Annotated in this window: 16 protein-coding genes; 8 read left to right on the forward strand and 8 right to left on the reverse strand. The window is 72.7% G+C overall.

Going from position 1 to position 17,148, the window contains the following annotated elements; genetic code table 11:
• The first annotated feature begins 85 nt into the window (after window positions 1–85).
• Window positions 86–1,192 carry an LLM class flavin-dependent oxidoreductase gene (locus CHC11_RS06195; RefSeq protein WP_089311052.1) on the forward strand — a complete coding sequence of 369 codons (1,107 nt, stop codon included), beginning with the start codon at window positions 86–88 and terminating at the stop codon, window positions 1,190–1,192.
• A complete protein-coding gene (locus CHC11_RS06200; RefSeq protein WP_089310615.1) occupies window positions 1,189–2,181 on the forward strand; it encodes an AraC family transcriptional regulator in 993 nt (330 codons plus the stop codon). The genes CHC11_RS06195 and CHC11_RS06200 overlap by 4 nt, the downstream gene beginning before the upstream one ends.
• Before the next feature lies 1 nt (window position 2,182).
• On the opposite strand, the gene CHC11_RS06205 is transcribed toward CHC11_RS06200, so the two are convergent.
• The gene (locus CHC11_RS06205; RefSeq protein WP_089310616.1) at window positions 2,183–4,036 is read right to left on the reverse strand and encodes an SDR family oxidoreductase; all 1,854 of its coding nucleotides are present in this window, start codon (window positions 4,034–4,036) and stop codon (window positions 2,183–2,185) included.
• Between the two features lie 304 nt (window positions 4,037–4,340).
• Window positions 4,341–5,447, reverse strand: a complete 1,107-nt coding sequence (locus CHC11_RS06215; RefSeq protein WP_245918802.1) for a CapA family protein — start codon at window positions 5,445–5,447, stop codon at window positions 4,341–4,343.
• Window positions 5,448–5,711: 264 nt separating this feature from the next.
• Between CHC11_RS06215 and CHC11_RS06220 the strand changes: the two genes are divergently transcribed.
• From CHC11_RS06220 to CHC11_RS06240, 5 genes are all read left to right on the forward strand, one after another.
• A complete protein-coding gene (locus CHC11_RS06220; RefSeq protein WP_218825952.1) occupies window positions 5,712–6,332 on the forward strand; it encodes a hypothetical protein in 621 nt (206 codons plus the stop codon).
• Window positions 6,333–6,491: 159 nt separating this feature from the next.
• The gene (locus tag CHC11_RS06225) at window positions 6,492–8,747 is read left to right on the forward strand and encodes a molybdopterin oxidoreductase family protein (RefSeq protein ID WP_089310618.1); all 2,256 of its coding nucleotides are present in this window, start codon (window positions 6,492–6,494) and stop codon (window positions 8,745–8,747) included.
• A 105-nt stretch (window positions 8,748–8,852) separates the two neighbouring features.
• Window positions 8,853–9,767, forward strand: a complete 915-nt coding sequence (locus CHC11_RS06230) for a Rieske (2Fe-2S) protein (RefSeq protein ID WP_089310619.1) — start codon at window positions 8,853–8,855, stop codon at window positions 9,765–9,767.
• Between the two features lie 403 nt (window positions 9,768–10,170).
• Entirely contained in the window at window positions 10,171–10,851 is a 681-nt protein-coding gene (locus tag CHC11_RS06235; protein WP_089310620.1) for an SH3 domain-containing protein, read from the forward strand.
• A gap of 4 nt (window positions 10,852–10,855) precedes the next feature.
• Complete coding sequence (locus CHC11_RS06240; RefSeq protein WP_089310621.1) at window positions 10,856–11,542, forward strand: class F sortase; 687 nt, start codon at window positions 10,856–10,858, stop codon at window positions 11,540–11,542.
• A gap of 60 nt (window positions 11,543–11,602) precedes the next feature.
• Here the strand turns inward: CHC11_RS06240 and CHC11_RS06245 are convergent, their stop codons facing one another.
• From CHC11_RS06245 to CHC11_RS06255, 3 genes are all read right to left on the reverse strand, one after another.
• Window positions 11,603–11,842 carry a hypothetical protein gene (locus tag CHC11_RS06245; protein WP_089310622.1) on the reverse strand — a complete coding sequence of 80 codons (240 nt, stop codon included), beginning with the start codon at window positions 11,840–11,842 and terminating at the stop codon, window positions 11,603–11,605.
• Window positions 11,843–11,931: 89 nt separating this feature from the next.
• The gene (locus tag CHC11_RS06250; protein WP_089310623.1) at window positions 11,932–12,705 is read right to left on the reverse strand and encodes a sulfite exporter TauE/SafE family protein; all 774 of its coding nucleotides are present in this window, start codon (window positions 12,703–12,705) and stop codon (window positions 11,932–11,934) included.
• Between the two features lie 104 nt (window positions 12,706–12,809).
• Window positions 12,810–13,598 (reverse strand): ABC transporter ATP-binding protein, encoded by a 789-nt coding sequence (locus CHC11_RS06255; protein WP_089310624.1) that lies wholly within the window; start codon window positions 13,596–13,598, stop codon window positions 12,810–12,812.
• Window positions 13,599–13,823: 225 nt separating this feature from the next.
• Here CHC11_RS06255 and CHC11_RS06260 point away from each other — a divergent pair, with 225 nt between their 5' ends.
• Entirely contained in the window at window positions 13,824–14,591 is a 768-nt protein-coding gene (locus tag CHC11_RS06260) for a hypothetical protein (protein ID WP_089310625.1), read from the forward strand.
• A 72-nt stretch (window positions 14,592–14,663) separates the two neighbouring features.
• Here CHC11_RS06260 and CHC11_RS06265 read toward each other — a convergent pair whose 3' ends face one another.
• The 3 genes from CHC11_RS06265 to CHC11_RS06275 form a co-directional block, all read right to left on the reverse strand.
• On the reverse strand, window positions 14,664–15,380 hold the full coding sequence (locus tag CHC11_RS06265) for an RDD family protein (RefSeq protein ID WP_089310626.1): 717 nt from the start codon (window positions 15,378–15,380) through the stop codon (window positions 14,664–14,666).
• A gap of 88 nt (window positions 15,381–15,468) precedes the next feature.
• Window positions 15,469–15,813, reverse strand: coding sequence for a DUF2752 domain-containing protein (locus tag CHC11_RS06270; protein ID WP_229810045.1), 345 nt, complete (start codon window positions 15,811–15,813; stop codon window positions 15,469–15,471).
• 549 nt (window positions 15,814–16,362) lie between these two features.
• Window positions 16,363–17,148 carry a PP2C family protein-serine/threonine phosphatase gene (locus tag CHC11_RS06275; protein WP_089310627.1) on the reverse strand — a complete coding sequence of 262 codons (786 nt, stop codon included), beginning with the start codon at window positions 17,146–17,148 and terminating at the stop codon, window positions 16,363–16,365.

The raw sequence follows: 17,148 nt of genomic DNA on the forward strand, positions 1-17,148 counted from the left end.
GTTGCCCATCGTGGTGACGCCTTCCGATACTGGGCCCAACGACCGGACCGGCGATATCGGACGCGCTGGACAGGAAAGGTTCTGCATGGGATTCCAACTCGGCCTGTTCTCCCCCAACACCGAATCGGGGCTGGCCATCACCACCGCACCGGAGCGATGGCACGCCACCTGGGACGACAACCTCCGGCTCGCCCGGATCGCGGACGAGGTCGGCATCGACTTCCTCCTGCCGGTCGCGCGCTGGACGGACTGGGGGCCGGACACCGACTTCCACCGCAGCGCCCTCGATCCGCTGGTGTGGGCGTCCGGGCTGCTCGCCCAGACGAGCCGGCTCCGCGTGTTCACCACCGTCCACACCGCGTTCCACCATCCCGTCGTCGCGGCCAAGCAGCTCGCGACCGCCGACCACCTCAGCAAGGGGCGGGTCGGGCTGAACATCGTGGCCGGGTGGCACGCCCCCGAATACGAGATGTTCGGCCTCTCGCTGCCCGGCGACCACGACACGCGGTACGACCTGGCGCAGGAATGGTGGGACGTCGTCAGGCGCGTCTGGTCGTCCGACGAGCCGTTCGACCACGAGGGGCGGTTCTTCCAGCTCAAGCACGTCGTGGGCCGGCCCAAGCCGCACAACGGGCACAGCCTGCCCGTCATCAACGCGGGGTCGTCCAAGCAGGGACGCTCGTTCGCCGCGCGCAACGCCGACCGGGCGTTCACCGTCGTCGGCGGCCCGCAGGACGGGGCCGAGATCGTGAAGGCCGTCCGCGCCGAGGCCGCCTCCCACGGCCGGACGGTGGGCGTCTTCACGCTCGGCCACGTGGTGTGCCGGCCGACGAGGAAGGAGGCGGAGGACTTCCTGCACTACTACGCCGACGAGCGCGCCGACTGGCCCGCCGTCGACGAGGTGATGCGGCTGCAGGGGCTGCACGCGCAGTCGTTCACGCCGGAGATGCTCCAGATGTACCGCGGCAGGTTCGCGGCCGGCCACGGCAGCTGCCCGCTGGTCGGCGACCCCGACGACGTCGCGGACGGCCTGGCGGATTTCGCTCATGCGGGATTCGACGGTATCGCTCTGTCGTTCCTCAATTACGCTGACGAGTTGGGCTACTTCGCCGCCGAGGTCATGCCGCGGCTGCGCGCCCGAGGTGTTCTGTCCGTCGACCTTGAGGAAACGGCTCTCCCGCCAGGACGATGACTTCTTCCGAGACCAGGCCGCCCCTGTCCGCCCACCGTCGCGTCCTCAGCAAGGACATGGGAGTCCTGCACGACACGGTCGAGCCGTTCGCCGTCGGCCACGACCTCCAGGCGCTCGAACCGGGCGTGCCGATGGACGGCCTGGTCAACGCCCTCGGCGTGGGCTCGGTCAACCTCGTCTGGGTGCGGTACGGGGGCGGCGGCGTCATCGTGGACACGCCGCCCACGGAAGGACATTTCGCCATGTGCGCCCCGATGGCGCCCATGGGCGTGGAGTACCGGACCTCCAAGCGCCGGACGACCGGTGGGGGAAGCCTCGTCCTGTCGCACGACGAGGCGATGCGGATGACGCCGCATCCGACGGAGGGCTGCCTGGTCATCGCGACGAGCACCGGGCGGCTCGCCGACCATCTCGGCGCCCATCTCGGGCGCGACCACGTCACGCCGCTGCGTTTCCACGACGTCGGGGAGGAGGGCCTCGTGCCGTCCTCGATCGTCGAGCGCACCTGGCGCTACGTGTGCGACGTCCTCGACGACGCGGCGGCGCAGGGCGGCCTCCACCCGCTGGCGGAGCGCAGCCTGGAGGAGTCGCTGCTGACGGCGATCCTCCTCGGCCTGCCCCACACGGGCACGCCGAGCCTCGCCGAGCCCGCCGACCGGGTGCCCCACCATCTGAGCGGGATCATCCGGGAGTGGGTCGAGGCGCACCACCAGCGCCCGATCGGGGTCACCGACATCGCGGCGGCGGTGGGGCTCGGCGTGCGGCAGCTCCAGGTCGTCTGCCAGACCGAGTGGGGCATGACGCCCACGCAGCTCCTGCGCGGCGTGCGGCTCGACCGCGCCCGCGCCGCGCTCACCGTCGCCCGGCCCGGCCCCGGCGCGATCACCGACGTCGCCGGGGCGGCCGGGTACTTCCACATGAGCCGTTTCGCCGCCCACTACCGGCAGCGCTTCGGCGAGACGCCCTCGCAGACCCTGATGCGGGCCTGAGTCAGCCCCGCGGCCGCTCCATGCCCGACCGGAGGCGGTCCCCGGCGCGGCGCCCGACGCGGGCCAGGGCCCTGTTCGCGGTGGGCGACACGCGCGACAGCGCGCGGCCGAAGCGCGCCTCGGCGGTGACGAGCACCACCGGCCTGTCCTGCCGGACGGCCCGCAAGATGGCCCGCGCGACCTTCTCCGGGGAGAACCCCCGGCGCTCGGACGCCTGCGCTATCCGCCGCCGCAGCTCGGTCTCCGCGCCGGGCGGCAGGCCGACGAATCGGGTGCTGCCGGCGATGGGAGTGTCGATCACCCCCGGGCAGACGGCGGAGACACCGATCCCGTAGCGGTCGAGGTCGAGACGGAGGCTCTCGGTCATCTGCAGCACGGCGGCCTTGGTGGCGCCGTACGCGGGCATCTCCGCGCTGGGCAGGTAGGCGGCCATCGACGAGAGGTTGACGATGTGGCCCCACTCGCCGCGTTCCACCATCTGGCGTCCGAACAGGCGCGAACCGCGGTACATCCCGTCCAGGTTGATGGAGCGGATGCGGTTCCACTCCTCCTCGGACGTCTCAAGCAGCGACCCCGCGACGGCGATGCCCGCGTTGTTCACGACGACGTCGGGGACGCCGAACGTGTCGCGGACGTCGTCGGCGAACCGCTCCATCGCCTCGGCGTCGGCCACGTCCACCCCGTAGACGTGGGCTTCGCCGTCGGCCGCCTGTATCTCATCCACCGTGCGTTTGGCGGCGGCCTCGTCGATGTCGGCCACGACGACGCGGGCCCCCGCGGCGGCGAAGGCATGGGCGGTGGCGCGTCCGATGCCGCTGCCCGCCCCGGTGATGACGACGAGGTCGCCCCCGAAGTCCTTGCCGGGAAGTCCTGCCGCGCGCGCGTGGGCGATCGCGGGCGTCTCCGGCCCGCCCTCGACGTGCTCCACGAACTCGCTGATCCAGCGGGCGACGAGGTCGGGGTGGCTACGCGCCACCCAGTGCCCCGCCGGTGCGCGCCGCACGTACAGGCGCTCCACGGGTCCGCGCGCGGACAGCAGAAGCGACTGCGAGCCGTAGCGGTCCTTGACGGGGACGATGAGCTGGACGGGGACGTCCGTCCGTCCGTCGCCGAGCGTGCCCGCGCCCCGGTCCGCGCCGGCAGGGCGGCCCATGTCGGCACGGCCGCCCATATTGGCGCGGCGGCCCAGGTTGGCGCGGCGGCCCAGGTTGGCGCGGTACAGGCCGAGCCCGTGGCGGGCGTCCGCGGGCAGCGTGTCGGCCGGGTGCCCGGAGCGCGGGCCGGCCCCCTCGCGCAGCCGCATCACCCGTCCGAACCCGGCGGCGAGCACGCGCGCCGCGGCCTCGCCGGCCCAGGGCGTCAACAGGACCGGCATGTAGACGCTGCGCCGCGCCTGCCCGAGCACCTCCGCGACGCCCCGCGGCCCGGACCGGACGGCGTCGCGCGCCCAGCGGGCCATGTGCCGCCGGTCCGGTCCGGAGATCGAGGTGAACGAGGCGAAGCGGCCGCGCAGCCGTCCCCCGGTGACGGCCTCCCAGCCCTGCACCGAGCCCCAGTCGTGCCCCACCAGGTGGACGGGCTCGTCGGCGCCCACACCGTCCAGGACGGCCTCCAGGTCGCCCATGAGCGCGTCCAGCCGGTAGTCCAGCGGGTCGGCCGGGACACCGGACGCCCCGGCCCCGCGCACGTCGTAGACGACGACGCGGAACCGCTCGGCGAGCCGTCCGGCGACCTCGTCCCACATCGCGCCCGTGTCGGGGTAGCCGTGGACGAGAACGACCGTCGGCCGCCTGTCCACGCCCCGCACCCGCACGGCCAGCTCGATCTCGCCCGACCTCACCCACTGGTCACGCATCGGCACGCCCGCCTGTCCCTAGGAGCTCGTTTCCCGTGAAACTACGCCTCTGGGGCGGCGTGTCCACAGTTCCCCAACGGATCGGCTGACGAAGGATCGTGCGTATTCTGGCCGGGTCCTCCTCCCGGGGATCGGACAGGTAGACCTCGTGGTGCAGGCCGTTCGACACGAGGCCTTCGACCCTCATCAGCGACGCCGTGCGCGCGAGGGACGCGGGCACGTCGGAGCACGGCCCGCGGTGCAACACCGGCACGCACCTGCCCAACGGGCGTGTGCCCGTAGTAGCCGGACCACGCGAGCACGCTCAGGACGGGCGCGCGCTCAGACCGGTGCACGAACGCAGGCCGTTCCACCGCTTGACCTCCGCCTTGGCGGCCGCGCCCTTCATCGGCACGGGGATGCCGCCGGAGATGAGCGCGGGGTTCCACTTGTCCTTGGTGACCTTGCCGTTCTCCACCTTGAGGAAGAGCACGCCGGACTTCGCCGTCTGGCCTTGCGCGGAGGAGAACACGAAGTTGCCCATGCCGTAGTGGACGTACGCGCCGTTCATGTAGCCGCCGCCCAGCGGGATGTGCGCGTGCCCACCGACCACGACATCGGCGCCCGCCGCGACGAGCGCCTTGGCGAGTTCCTGCTGCCGGGGCAGCGGGCACCCCTTCAGCTCCGCGCCCCAGTGCAGGTGCACGATGACGACGTCCGAGCCCTGGCGCGCCTCCTTCACCGCCTGCACCATGCGCGGGATGTCCTTGGCCGACGCGAGACCGCCCTTGGAGTCGGTGGCCGTCCACGCCTGGATCAGGTGGTCGTCCAGCACCTGCGTGGCGCCGACGATGGCGATCTTGTTGCCCTTCACCGTGACGCGGTAGGGGCGGTAGGCGGCGTCCGCGTTCTTGCCGATGCCGACCACCGGGAACCCGCTGCGCTTGATGGCGGCCAGGGAGTCGCGCAGGCCGCCTTCCATGTAGTCCATGCCGTGGTTGTTGGCCATGGAGGTCACGTCGACGCCCGCCGCCTTCAGCGCCGTGAAGGCGGTCGCCGGGGCACGGAAGGTGAACTGCTTGCCGGGCGCGGGCGTCCCCCCGGTCGTGATGGCCGTCTCCAGGTTCACCATGGCGAGGTCCGCGGCGCGCAACTGCTTGGCGACCGGGCCCAGCGCCGTGGACGGTTGGGCCAGCCGCCCGCGCAGCGACCCCTCGAAGTGCGTGTCGCCGCCGAAGGCGAGCAGGATCGGCTGCTTGGCGGCCTTCGTCGGCCGCGTCCCGCCCTGCTGCCCGCCGGACGGCGACGCCGGGGGCGTCGCGCCCTCCGCCTCCGGCTTGTCCGAGCCGCCGCACGCCGCCGCGGCAAGCGCCACCCCGGCCATGACCAGGGCCGTCACCCCCCGCACGCCCGTCTTCCCCCGCATGGCCATCGCCTCGCCTCCGTCCGGCCCCCCATGGACCTCTGGGTCGGATCGGCCCAGCATGCCACGAGCGCGCCGCACCCCGACAAAGACGCACGACTCTTTCTCTTGAGCCGTTCTTGTTCACGGGGATGGGTTGCCCCGCATGACCGCACCCCGGGCGCCGGGGCCACGCACCCGATGACGGTGGCGAGCCCCGCCCGGGAGCGGCCCGGCGACCTCCTGCCCGGCCGCTCCTCCTCCGTCCCGTTTCGTGCGTTAACGTGCACCTTCATGTCCCTGCGTTTCGACCAGACCGGCTGGCAGCAGCTCCAACCCGGCGCCTTCCGCAACGCCGACGGCGACACCGTCGCCCTCTACGGCTTCGACCTCCCGCCCGACCTGCCGGCCCCTCTGGAGCAGCTCGACCACCTCCGCCGCGGCACCGCCGCCAAGACCGCCGAATCCGGCGGCGGGCTGATCGAACTGGACGTGCTCACGCTGGACGGGCTCCCGGCCGTCCGGCAGATCGTCAAGCTGCCGCTGCCCGACCGTCCGTCCGGCGTGGCCTACATCGCCTCCTTCACCGTGCCGCGCGCGGACCGCAGCCTCGTCCTGAAGATCCAGTGCCTGGAGCAGGGCGTCACGGGGATGCGCGACAGCACCGCGCTCAACCACTACCTGACCGAGTACGGGCAGGGCCGCGACCTCCAGGACATGATGCGCTGGTGGGCGCAGCACGCCTACGCCCCGGAGATCCAGGGCGGCCTGCCCCGCAACCTCTCCGAGGACCCCGGCTGGGACCCGCACTTCCCCCAGCACCCCCTGTCCCGCGCCCGCCGCATCCTCACCGCCCTGGCCCCCGGCATCGAACTCCACCCCACCTTCAGAACCGCCCCGCCCTTCGCCGCCTGACACGCCCACCCGCGGACGGGAACGCCGATGCGGCGTGCTGAATGTGGCTTTGTGGCGACGTGACTCCGAAGTGCCTTTTTGGGCCATGCCCCGGCCATGGCGCCGTCAGGGGCGGGCGGCCATGATAGAGAGACGGTCCCGTTCACAAGGAGTGTCTCGATGGGCGACCGCACGGCCTTCCGTACCTGCCCCCTCTGCGAAGCCCTGTGCGGGCTCGAACTGACCCTCGACGAGGCCGGGGCGGTCACGCGCGTCCGCGGCGACGAGAAGGACCCGTTCAGCAAGGGCTACATCTGCCCCAAGGGCGCGACGCTCGGGAGCCTCGACGGCGACCCCGACCGGCTGGCGGAGCCGCTCGTGGCGGGCGAGGTCTCCGGCTGGGACGAGGCGTTCGAGACGGTGGGCCGGAGGCTGGCGGAGGTCGTCGCGCGGCACGGGCGCGACGCCGTCGCCGTCTACATCGGCAACCCGACGGCCCACTCGATCGCCGGACCGCTGTACGGGTCCGCGATCGTCAAGGCCCTCGGCACCCGCAACCTCTACACGGCGAGCACCGCCGACCAGATGCCGAAGCACGTGGCGTGCGGGCACATGTTCGGCGACCCCCTGGCGATCCCCGTGCCCGACCTCGACCGGACCGGGCACCTGCTCATGCTCGGGGCGAACCCGCTGGAGTCCAACGGCAGCCTCGCGTCCGCGCCCGACTTCCCGGGACGGCTCAAGGCGATCCGGGCGCGCGGCGGGAAGATCACGGTCGTCGACCCGCGCCGCACGCGGACGGCCGCCCTCGCCGACGAGCACCTGTTCATCCGTCCGGGGACGGACGCGTTCTTCCTGATGGCGCTCGTCCACACCCTGTTCGCCGAGGACCTGGTCACCTCCGCCGAGCACCTGGCCGGCCGCGTCAACGGCCTGGACGACCTGCGCGCCCTCGCCGTCGACTTCGCCCCCGAGGACGTCGCGTCCGTCACCGGCGTCGGGGCCGCGACGATCCGCAGGACCGCGCGCGAGCTGGCCGCCGCCGAGCGCGCCGCCGTCTACGGCCGGATCGGGACGTGCACGCAGGCCTACGGGACGCTGAACAGCTGGCTCGTGGACGTCCTGAACACCCTCACCGGGAACCTCGACCGCGCGGGCGGGGCGATGTTCCCGCGGCCCGCCCACGCCCCGGTGTACCGGCGCAAGAGGCCGTTCACGACCGGGCGGTGGCGCAGCCGCGTCCGCGGGCTGCCCGAGGTCAACGGCGAGCTGCCCGTCGCGACGCTCGCCGACGAGATCGAGACGCCCGGGGAGGGCCGGGTCAGGGCGCTGATCACGATCGGCGGGAACCCGGCCCTGTCGGCGCCGAACGCCGCCCGGCTCGACCGCGCGCTCGCCGGCCTGGAGTTCATGGTCAGCGTCGACCCCTACCTGAACGAGACGACCCGGCACGCGCACGTGGTCCTGCCGCCGCCGCGCCCCGCGCAGACCCCGCACTACGACATCGCGCTGACCGGGCTCGCCGTCCGCGACTACGCGCGCTACTCGCCGCCGGCCGTCCCGCTGCCGGAGGGGCGGCCCAGCGAGGCCGACATCCTCGCGCGGCTCGCCGTGACCGCCTCCGGGACCGGCGCCGACCCCGCCCGGCTCGACGAGATGATCATCAGGGCGACGCTGGAGAAGGCCGTCGCGCTCCCCGGTTCCCCGGTGCTCGGCCGCGAGCCCGACGAGCTGCGCAAGATGCTCGACACCGGCACCCTCACCGAGCAGCGGCTCGACATGATGCTCCGCCTCGGCCCCTACGGCGACGCCTTCGGCGGCGAGCCCGCCCTCCGCGAGGAGCCCGGCGGCGCCTCGGGCGTCACCGGTCTCACGCTGACGCGGCTGCGCACCGAGTATCCGCACGGGCTCGATCTCGGCGCCCTCAAGCCGCGGCTGGACGAGGTCCTGTGCACCACGTCCGGCCGGATCGAGCTGTGCCCGTCCACGTGCGCCGCCGACGTCGACCGGCTGCGCTCGGCCCTGCGCGATCCGGGGACGTCCGGCGGCATGGTGCTGATCGGGCGCCGCCACCTCCGGTCCAACAACAGCTGGCTGCACAACGTCCCCGAGCTGGTGCGCGGCTCGAACACCTGCACCCTCCAGCTCAACCCGGCCGACGCCGACCGCCTCGGCGTCGCGGCGGGCGACACCGTCCGCGTCACATCCCGGGCGGGCGCTCTGGAGGCCGTCGCCGAGCCCACCGACACGATCATGGCCGGGGTGGTCAGCCTGCCGCACGGCTGGGGCCACGACCGCCCCGGGACCAGGACGCGGGTCGCCAGCCGGCACGCCGGAGTGAACGCCAACGCGGTCACCGACGAGCAGGAGATCGACCCGCTTTCGGGCAACGCCGTCCTCAACGGGGTCCCCGTCACCCTGGAGGCGGCGCGCTGACCCGTTGTTTAGCCCCTCCCGGCACCAGGTAGGTATGACTGGCCGCGGGCGAACGCGGGAGACTAGGGTCGCAACAGGCGTCCCATAGGACCGCGGAGGAGGGGCATGAACCGACGGGTCAACATCTTCCGGCGCGGGGAGAGCCCCCAGGCGACCGCGCGACTGGCCGACGCGACCGAGGGGCTGGAGCACGCCAGCGGCCTGGACCGTCCCATCAGGGTGCTGTCCGGGGCCGTCCGGCGGGTGCTGCGTCCAGGGCCGGTCAAGGACGCCCTGCACGGCGTCCCGGTCGGCCATCCGGCCCACCCGCCGCTCACCGACCTGCCCATCGGCCTGTGGATGTCGGCCGCCGTCCTGGACCTCGTCCCCGGCACGCGCCGCGCCTCGCAGGTCCTGGTCGCCGCCGGGCTCGCCGGCGCCGTCCCGACCGTCCTCACCGGCATCGCCGACTGGTCGGCCCTGCACCGCGAGCAGCAGCGCGTCGGGCTCGTCCACGCCGCCGGGACGGCCACCGCGAGCATGCTGTACTCGGCGTCCTTCGTGGCCCGCCACCAGGGCCGCGACGCCGCAGGGCGCGCGTTCGGCTTCGCGGGCCTCAGCGCGCTCGTCGCGGGCGCCTACCTCGGCGGGCACCTGGCGTTCCGGCAGGCCGCCGGCGCCAGCCACGCCGACCAGCTCGCCCACCTGGTCCCGCTCGGCTGGCACGACCTGTGCTCCGTCGAGGACCTCCCGGACGGCTGGCCCGTCTCACGGCGCCTCGGCTACATCGACCTGTTCGTCCTGCGGCAGGGCGAGGAGGTGCACGTCCTCGCCGACCGCTGCAGCCACCTCGCCGGACCGCTCCACCAGGGCCGCGTCCTGACCGACGACGGCGCCGACACCTGCGTCGTCTGCCCCTGGCACGGCAGCACGTTCCGCGTCGCCGACGGCTCCGTCGTCCACGGCCCGGCCACGGCCCGCCAGCCGTCCTTCGAGACCCGTGTGACCGAGGAGGGCACCCTCCAGGTCCGCCCGGTCTGATGTCTCCGGTCTGATGTCTCCGGTCTGAGGGCTCCGTTCCGAGGGCTCCGTTCTGAGGCGCTCGCGCATCCGCGCGGGCGCCTTCCCGCATGCCGCCGTCCTTCGTGATGGCGCCGGTATGGCCCGGAGACCGGGGAGATCTTCGGGTTTTCACTTATTGACCCCTTTTAAAGGGGGCTGGATGTCCATTATGGGCCTTTCGTCGGCGGTATGGAGATTGCCATTGGCCGATTCACGACAAAGCCTTCACGGTGCACACTGATCACTATTCCCAATGTTTGCGACCTGGACGACATGCGCGGAATTCCCCACGGGAAGCGTGATCAAGGAAACGATGCCGGACACCTCCGGCATCGAAGATCATTTCGTTGGGGGAAGTATGAGGACAAGCGCGCGAACCGGCATGGCACTCGCCGTGGCCGGTGCGGCGGGCGGGCTGTCGCTGCTGTCCGGCGGCGCCGTCGCCGTGGCGGCGACCGGCGCGGACCACGCCGAGGCGGCGACCACCGCCCGCCAGGCGGCGGTCTGCCGGTACGAGGTCACCGCACGGTCCGGCCTGGCGGTCCGCACGGGTCCCGGCGTCCGGTTCAGGCGGATCGGCACGCTGCCGTACCGCAAGCACATCAGCGCCGACTGCAAGAACAGCGGCTGGACCCAGCTGCGCGGCAGCGTCCCGGCGGCCTGGATCGGCAAGTGGGTCTCGCGGACCTACCTCAAGCCGATCACGCCCATCCGCGTCTGCCGGTACGAGGTCACCGCACGGTCCGGCCTGGCGGTCCGCAACGGTCCCGGCACCAGGTTCAAGCAGGTCGGCACGCTGCCCCACGGCAAGCACATCGGCGCCGACTGCAAGAACAGCGGCTGGACCCAGCTGCGCCAGAGCGTCCCGCAGGCATGGATCGGCAAGTGGGTCTTCCGGACCTACCTCAAGCCGATCCGGCCGAGCGGGGGCGTCAGCGCCGGTGGCGGCGGCACCTCGATGTCGAGCTTCCCGATGCTGGCCGGCGCCGGTCTCGGGGTTCTCGCCCTGGGCGGCGGCATCGCCGTCGTGGCCCGTCGCCGTCAGGTGAAGGGCGTTTCCTGAGCCCATGGACAGGAGAAGGCGCGGCGGCCGGTCAAGCCGTTTCTGGTATCGGCCGGCCGCCGCGCTCATCGCGACGGGGACCGCGATGTTCGTCGTCGGACTGGTGCGCGACCACACCGATCCGCCGCCGCAACCGCCGTCCTCGGACCTCGTGCGACCGGCTCCCAGAAGTGCGGAGCCCCGACCGGACAACGCACTCCGGCCCTCCGTTCCCGAACGCGTCAGAATACCGTCCATCAAGGTCGACGCTCCGATCCGTCGCGTCACCACGGAACGGGACGGGACGCTCGGCGTCCCGCCGCTCACCCGGGTCCGGGAGGTCGGCTGGTGGGAGGACGGCCCGACGCCGGGCGAGAACGGCGGCAGCGTGCTCGTCGGCCACGTCGACTCCACGTCGGGCCCCGGCGCCTTCTACCGGCTCGGCGCGCTCCGTCCGGGCCGCCGGATCGAGGTCGTCCGCGCGGACGGCACGGTGCCGGCCTTCCGCATCGACCGGATCAAGCGCGTCGCCAAGGACGAGTTCCCGACCGACAGCGTCTACGGGCAGCCGGGCCGGCCGGAACTGCGCCTGGTCACCTGCGGCGGCAGATTCGACCGAAAGCGAGGGCACTACGTGGACAACGTCATCGTCTACGCGTCCCTGATCTCCGAGGCCCGGAACGCCGCTCCGGGGACCCACCGCAAGTCCTGACCGCCGGACGGGCCGGGCCGGACGGGCCGGGCCGGGCCCGCCGGGACCGTCTCGCGGCGCTCAGCCGGGCGGTTCGTGGCCGTCGGAGGCCACAGGGTGCTCCACCAGCGCCAGGACACGGCTCGCCATGAAGCGGGCCGTGCGGACGGGCGTGCCCGTCCGGGTGACCTCGCTGACCTCCACGACGCCGCGCCGCGTCGCGATCTCCACGCGGCGGCCCGCCCGGCTCGCCGCGACCTCGTACGTCCGCGTCCCCTCGCCCCCGGCGTCGATCACGATCTCGACCCTGTCGCCCTTCATCCGCGCGAACCTCCGGTAGTCGAACGTATATTCGACTCATACCCCGAACGTCCGGCTCGCAATCCTCCCAAAAGGTGCGAAAGCCCTGGTCAGGCCAGAAGATTGACGATCGCGACGACGCCCACGACGACGATGACGGCGCGCAGCGCCAGCGGCGGGATCCGGCGGCCGACCTTGGCGCCGATCGCGCCCCCGCAGGTGGAGCCCGCGGCGATGAGCAGCACGACCCACCAGTCGATCTCGGCGTCGGCGAACAGCCACATGAGCGTGAACAGGATCGCGGCGGTGCCGTTCACGACGGCCGACAGGACGTTCTTGCCCGCGTTCAGGCGCTGCAGGTCGTCGTCCAGCATGATGCCGAGCAGGGCGATGAGGATGATGCCCTGGGCGGCGCCGAAGTAGCCGCCGTACATGCCCGCGAGCAGCACCCCGACCCACAGCGCCGGGCCGCCGTGCTGCGGGCGGTGCTCGCCCTCCCGGCGGCGCAGCATCCACTTCTGCAGGCGGGGCTGCACGATCACGAGGACCAGCGCGATGATGATCAGCGCGACGACGATGACGTCGAACGCCTCGGCGGGCAGGCCGAGCAACAGCAGGCCGCCGATCACGGCCCCGACGAAGGAGCCGGAGGCCAGCCGCGTCAGCCGGCCGCGCTGCCCCTTCAGCTCGTGGCGGTAGCCGTAGGCGCCCGTCACGCCGCCCGGGACGAGCCCGATGTTGTTGGAGATGTTCGCGACCACGGGCGGGTAGCCGAGCGCCACCAGGGTCGGGAAGGTGATCAGGGAGCCGGACCCGACGACGGTGTTGATGCCTCCGGCGGCCACCCCGGCCGCGAAGACGGCGGCCGCCTCCAGCAGATTCACGTCCGTCCCATCCCTGCGCTAGACGTTCCCGACGGCGCACACATCGTAGGGACCCCGCCGCGCGCCCCCGTCGCGCGGGGTCGCTTTGTGGCGTCCCGCCCGGTTCAGCGGGCGGAGCGGGCGTACCAGCGGCCGTTCTGGCGGTCGATCGCCAGCGGGAGCCCGAACGCCTCCGACAGGTGCTCCCGGGTGAAGACCTCGTCCACCTTGCCCTGGGCGACGACCCCCCCGCCGCGCAGCAGCAGTGCGTGGGTGAAGCCCTCCGGGACCTCCTCCACGTGGTGGCTGACCATCGCGATCGCGGGCGCGGCCGGGTCGTCGGCGAGTGCGGCGAGGCGGGCGAGCAGGTCTTCGCGCCCGCCGAGGTCGAGACCGGCGGCGGGCTCGTCGAGCAGCAGCAGCTCGGGGTCGGGCATCAGGGCGCGGGCGATCTGGACGCGCTTGCGCTCGCCCTCCGACAGGGTGCTGAACGTCCGGCGGATCAGGTCGGCGGCGCCGAGGGCCTCCAGCAGCGCGACGGCGCGGTCGAGGTCGGTCGAGTCGTACTCCTCCTGCCAGCGCCCGAGGATCGCGTACGAGGCGGTCAGCACCAGGTCGATGACCGTCTCACCGGACGGGACCTTCTCCGCGACGGACGAGCTCGCGAGCCCGATCCGCGGCCGGAGCTCGAACACGTCGGTACGGCCGAGCTCCTCCTCCAGGATCTCGACGCTGCCCTCGGTCGGATGCAGCATGGCGGCGGCGATCTGCAGCAACGTGGTCTTGCCCGCGCCGTTCGGGCCGACGATGACCCACCGGTCGCCCTCGTTCACCGTCCATGTGACGTCGCGCAGCAGGGTGGCCCCGCCGCGCCTGACCCCGACTCCGCGGAGTTGAAGCACCTCGCCTGCCATCGCGCGCCTTCGTCCCCAATCCGGTGGTCCGTGCTCCCGCTTGCAGGAAAGAACCTATGCGATCCGGGGCGGCCGTGGCCCCCCGGGATCGCACCTGGGGAACGGCCGGGAACGCTTCCGCGCCGCGAGAGGTGCCTTACGTCCGGTGGCACCGGCGATCGGAGCGCTTATCGTGGATCGCATGCCCATTGCGGAACGCACGAGACCGAGAATGAGCACGGACGTATGAGCAGGGCCGTCGCGATCGCCCTCGTCGCCTGGGGCAACGCCTGGCTGACGGGGCACGTCGGCCTGGACGAGGCCGTCGACGAGATCGAGAAGAGCGCGGGCCCGCAGATCCTCGGCGGTGAGCCCGCCGAGGTGACGCTGCGGCGCGGCCTCGGCGACCTGCGCGTCGGCGGGCTGGCGGCGCTGCGGCTGGCGCTGCCGGAGCCGGGCGACCCGCTCGGACTGACCGGGCCGCCGTCCTTCAACGCCGCGGCGATCGATGCGGGCGCCGCGGCCGTCGCCGTGCTCGACGGGCGGGCGATGGGGCTCGTCCCGTCGGAGGACCGGCGCGGCTCGTCCTACGTCGGCGTCCGCTGGACGACGCACGACGCGTCGGCGGCGCCGCCCGACGTCCCGTCCCTCGCGGAGGCCGACCGGCGTCTCACGCTCGCCATGCGGGACGCCACCGAGGCGCTGCTGACCGTCGACGACTTCGTCGGCGTGCCGCCCGAGATCGGTGACGCGCTGGTCGACCTGCGCGATCCCGACCGCGGCGACCATCCGCTCTCCCCCGGCTACCCGCCCCGCGCCCACCGCGTCGCCGCCCTGGCCGGACGCCTCTCCTTCGTCGTCGACCTCGCCCGCCAGATGGACGACCGCGGCCTCGGCGCCGACCAGATGAGGCGCCGCGGCGAGGCCCTCCGCCTCCTGGACGCCGCCGTACGCCGCGCCCTGGTGGCGGCTTGCAACAGTGCGTTCGACCCGGTCCACGGACCGGAGCGCTAGCGGAGTGGTCGTGGCTTGACAGCGAAAGCGGGGCGTCCCGGGTCGGGGCGCCCCGCTGTCGTGGGTCGTGGGTCAGGCGCGGACCACGATGGTGTTGCAGATCTTGTCGGCGAATGTCTGCTTGCGCTCGTCCCACAGCGGCCAGAGGAAGCCGATGTAGCACAGGAAGCTGTCGGCGACGTGCGCGATCTTGCGGACGAAGGCCATGCCGAAGCCGATGGGCTGGCCGGTCTGCGCGCTGACGAGGCGGATGCCCATCTGCCGCTTGCCGATGGACTGGCCGGTGGTGCCCTCCTGGTAGCAGATCCACAGGCCGCCCGCGATGGAGATGGCCGCGCCGATCAGCATGAGCAGGACGCCGAACAGCGCCGCGCCCGAGCTGCCGGAGCTGGAGAGGATGATCATCAGGATGTACAGCACGAACACCGGGCCACCGAAGATCAGGTAGTCGATGATGTAGCCGCCGGCGCGCGAGCCCCACTCGGCGAGCTGGCCGCCCGAGCCGTAGTGGTGGTGGTGCACCTCGTAGCCCGGCTGGGAGGGCGCCGAGGGCGCGCCGTAGCCGGGCTGGGCGGGGGGCTGCTGGCCGTAACCGGGCTGCGCCGGAGGCTGGCCGTAGCCCGGCTGCGCCGGGGGCTGGCCGTAACCGGGCTGCGCCGGAGGCTGGCCGTAGCCGGGCTGCCCGCCGGGCTGGCCGTAGCCGGGCTGGGCCGGGGGCTGCTGGCCGTACCCGGGCTGTTGCTGCCCGTAGCCCGGCTGCTGACCGTACGGGTCGTAGGGGTTGCCCACACTTGCTCCTTATTGATTGACCCTGTGGTTGTGTGACGCCCGCCGGACCCGGTGGGCTCCGCAAGTCTGACCGAGGACCGACCGCGGCTCAAACCCGCAGAACACCGAACCGGACGAGCTGCCACAGCTCCGACCCGACGAGGGCGGTGCCGAGCATCCAGGCGCGGGTCTTCGGCTGGAGTGCCCACCACCGTTCACCCAGTCCGAGCGGTGCGGCGGCGACGGCGACGGCGCCGGTGAGCGCGACCGGGTTCGCGAGGACGGCCTGGCCGGGACGGCCCGAGCCGAACTCGATGAACACGGTCGTGCCCCCGCACAGGGGACACGGGATTCCGGTGAGCGCCCGCAGGGGACAGAGCACGCCGGGGTCGTTCACGCGATGGATCCATGACGCGCCGATGGCCGCGACGGCCATCGCCGCGACACGCAGCACCGCACCCTGGGGTCCGTGCCGCGCCGCGGTGAGGGTCCGGCCGACGATCCCCCCGAGCGCACCTCGCGGTGCACCGGCGGACGCCGTCCCGGGCGCTCCCCCCAACGAATCCTCCGCCTCGATGACATACAGGTGAGTGACCCGTATATCGGGTGCACCCCGAGGCGGGTCAAGTCCGGGCAACGATCCGCTGCTAGACCGTTACTCAGTGCTCCGCGACACCACCTCTCGGGCAAGAGTAGGACAAATCACCTGCTACATGGGCACTCTTTCTCGTTACGAGTATGAATGAATCGTCCAGTTCGGGGCGTGCGGCGAACGGGACGTGCGCGCGAACCGGGCGAGGCCGGGGATGCGCCGGAGACGAGGGGGAGACGAGGAGGAGACGAGGAGAACGGCGCGACGCCCTGGCGCGCGGCGTGTCGCGGAGGCGGACGGCCGGCGCCATCGCGTCCGGCCCGGGGCATGCAGGCCCGAGGGAGCGGCCGGCCCGGGGAGCGTCGGGCCGGATCCGGCGTCCGGCCCGGGGTGGCGGGGCCGGGCGGGGCGTCAGGCCTGGGCGGCGGCGCCGACGATGACGGGCTCGTCGGAGCCGGAGATGTGCTCGGCCTCGACGACGTCGGCGATGACGGCGGTGATGTTGTCCGGACCGCCGTTGTCGCGGGCCATCTCGATCAGCCGGTCGACGGCGCGCTGCGGGTCGGCCTCGGCCGACAGCACCTCGTAGATCTTCTGCGCGTCGACCGGGCCGCTCAGGCCGTCCGAGCACAGCAGGTACCGGTCGCCGAGACGGGCCTCGCGCAGCCGCAGGTCGGGCTCGCGGTCCTCGCGCCCGTCCAGCACGCGGTAGAGCACGTGCGAGAGCCGGGACGTCTCGGCGGGATCGGCCTGCTGGCCGGCCTGCTCGGCCTCCGCCTTGAGCAGCTCGTCCATGGTGTGGTCCTGCGTCATCTGGAAGAGCTCGCCGTCGCGCAGCAGATAGCCGCGCGAGTCACCGACGTGCGCCAGCGCGACGGACTCGCCGGACCAGAGCATGGCGGTGAGCGTGGTGCCCATCCGGCTCAGGTCGGGGCGTTCCTCCCGGACGATGCGCAACTTCTCGTTGGCCTCGGCCACGGCGCGGCCCAGCATGTCGACAAGATCGTCTTTATGGGCATCGGTGTCCAGCGAGCGCAGTGAACCGATCACGGTCGAGCTCGCGACCTCGCCGCCCGCATACCCGCCCATGCCGTCCGCGACCGCGATCAACCGCGCACCGGCGTACCCGGAGTCCTCGTTGTTCTCCCGGTTGCACCCGATGTCGCTGCCTGCTGCGTACCTGATTGCTACGTTCAT

It is taken from the genome of Actinomadura mexicana, from assembly GCF_900188105.1.
GTDB classification, from domain to species: Bacteria; Actinomycetota; Actinomycetes; order Streptosporangiales; family Streptosporangiaceae; genus Spirillospora; species Spirillospora mexicana.

What these genes read in the sequence shown, in the direction of transcription:
- CHC11_RS06225 (WP_089310618.1), top strand. Translation starts at nt 6,492, where the DNA reads ATGGGCGACCGCACGGCCTTCCGTACCTGCCCCCTCTGCGAAGCCCTG.
- CHC11_RS06235 (WP_089310620.1), top strand. Translation starts at nt 10,171, where the DNA reads ATGGCACTCGCCGTGGCCGGTGCGGCGGGCGGGCTGTCGCTGCTGTCC.
- CHC11_RS06220 (WP_218825952.1), top strand. Translation starts at nt 5,712, where the DNA reads ATGTCCCTGCGTTTCGACCAGACCGGCTGGCAGCAGCTCCAACCCGGC.
- CHC11_RS06215 (WP_245918802.1), bottom strand. Translation starts at nt 5,447, where the DNA reads ATGGCCATGCGGGGGAAGACGGGCGTGCGGGGGGTGACGGCCCTGGTC.
- CHC11_RS06240 (WP_089310621.1), top strand. Translation starts at nt 10,856, where the DNA reads ATGGACAGGAGAAGGCGCGGCGGCCGGTCAAGCCGTTTCTGGTATCGG.
- CHC11_RS06200 (WP_089310615.1), top strand. Translation starts at nt 1,189, where the DNA reads ATGACTTCTTCCGAGACCAGGCCGCCCCTGTCCGCCCACCGTCGCGTC.
- CHC11_RS06195 (WP_089311052.1), top strand. Translation starts at nt 86, where the DNA reads ATGGGATTCCAACTCGGCCTGTTCTCCCCCAACACCGAATCGGGGCTG.
- CHC11_RS06275 (WP_089310627.1), bottom strand. Translation starts at nt 17,148, where the DNA reads ATGAACGTAGCAATCAGGTACGCAGCAGGCAGCGACATCGGGTGCAAC.
- CHC11_RS06260 (WP_089310625.1), top strand. Translation starts at nt 13,824, where the DNA reads ATGAGCAGGGCCGTCGCGATCGCCCTCGTCGCCTGGGGCAACGCCTGG.
- CHC11_RS06230 (WP_089310619.1), top strand. Translation starts at nt 8,853, where the DNA reads ATGAACCGACGGGTCAACATCTTCCGGCGCGGGGAGAGCCCCCAGGCG.
- CHC11_RS06205 (WP_089310616.1), bottom strand. Translation starts at nt 4,036, where the DNA reads ATGCGTGACCAGTGGGTGAGGTCGGGCGAGATCGAGCTGGCCGTGCGG.
- CHC11_RS06255 (WP_089310624.1), bottom strand. Translation starts at nt 13,598, where the DNA reads ATGGCAGGCGAGGTGCTTCAACTCCGCGGAGTCGGGGTCAGGCGCGGC.
- CHC11_RS06245 (WP_089310622.1), bottom strand. Translation starts at nt 11,842, where the DNA reads ATGAAGGGCGACAGGGTCGAGATCGTGATCGACGCCGGGGGCGAGGGG.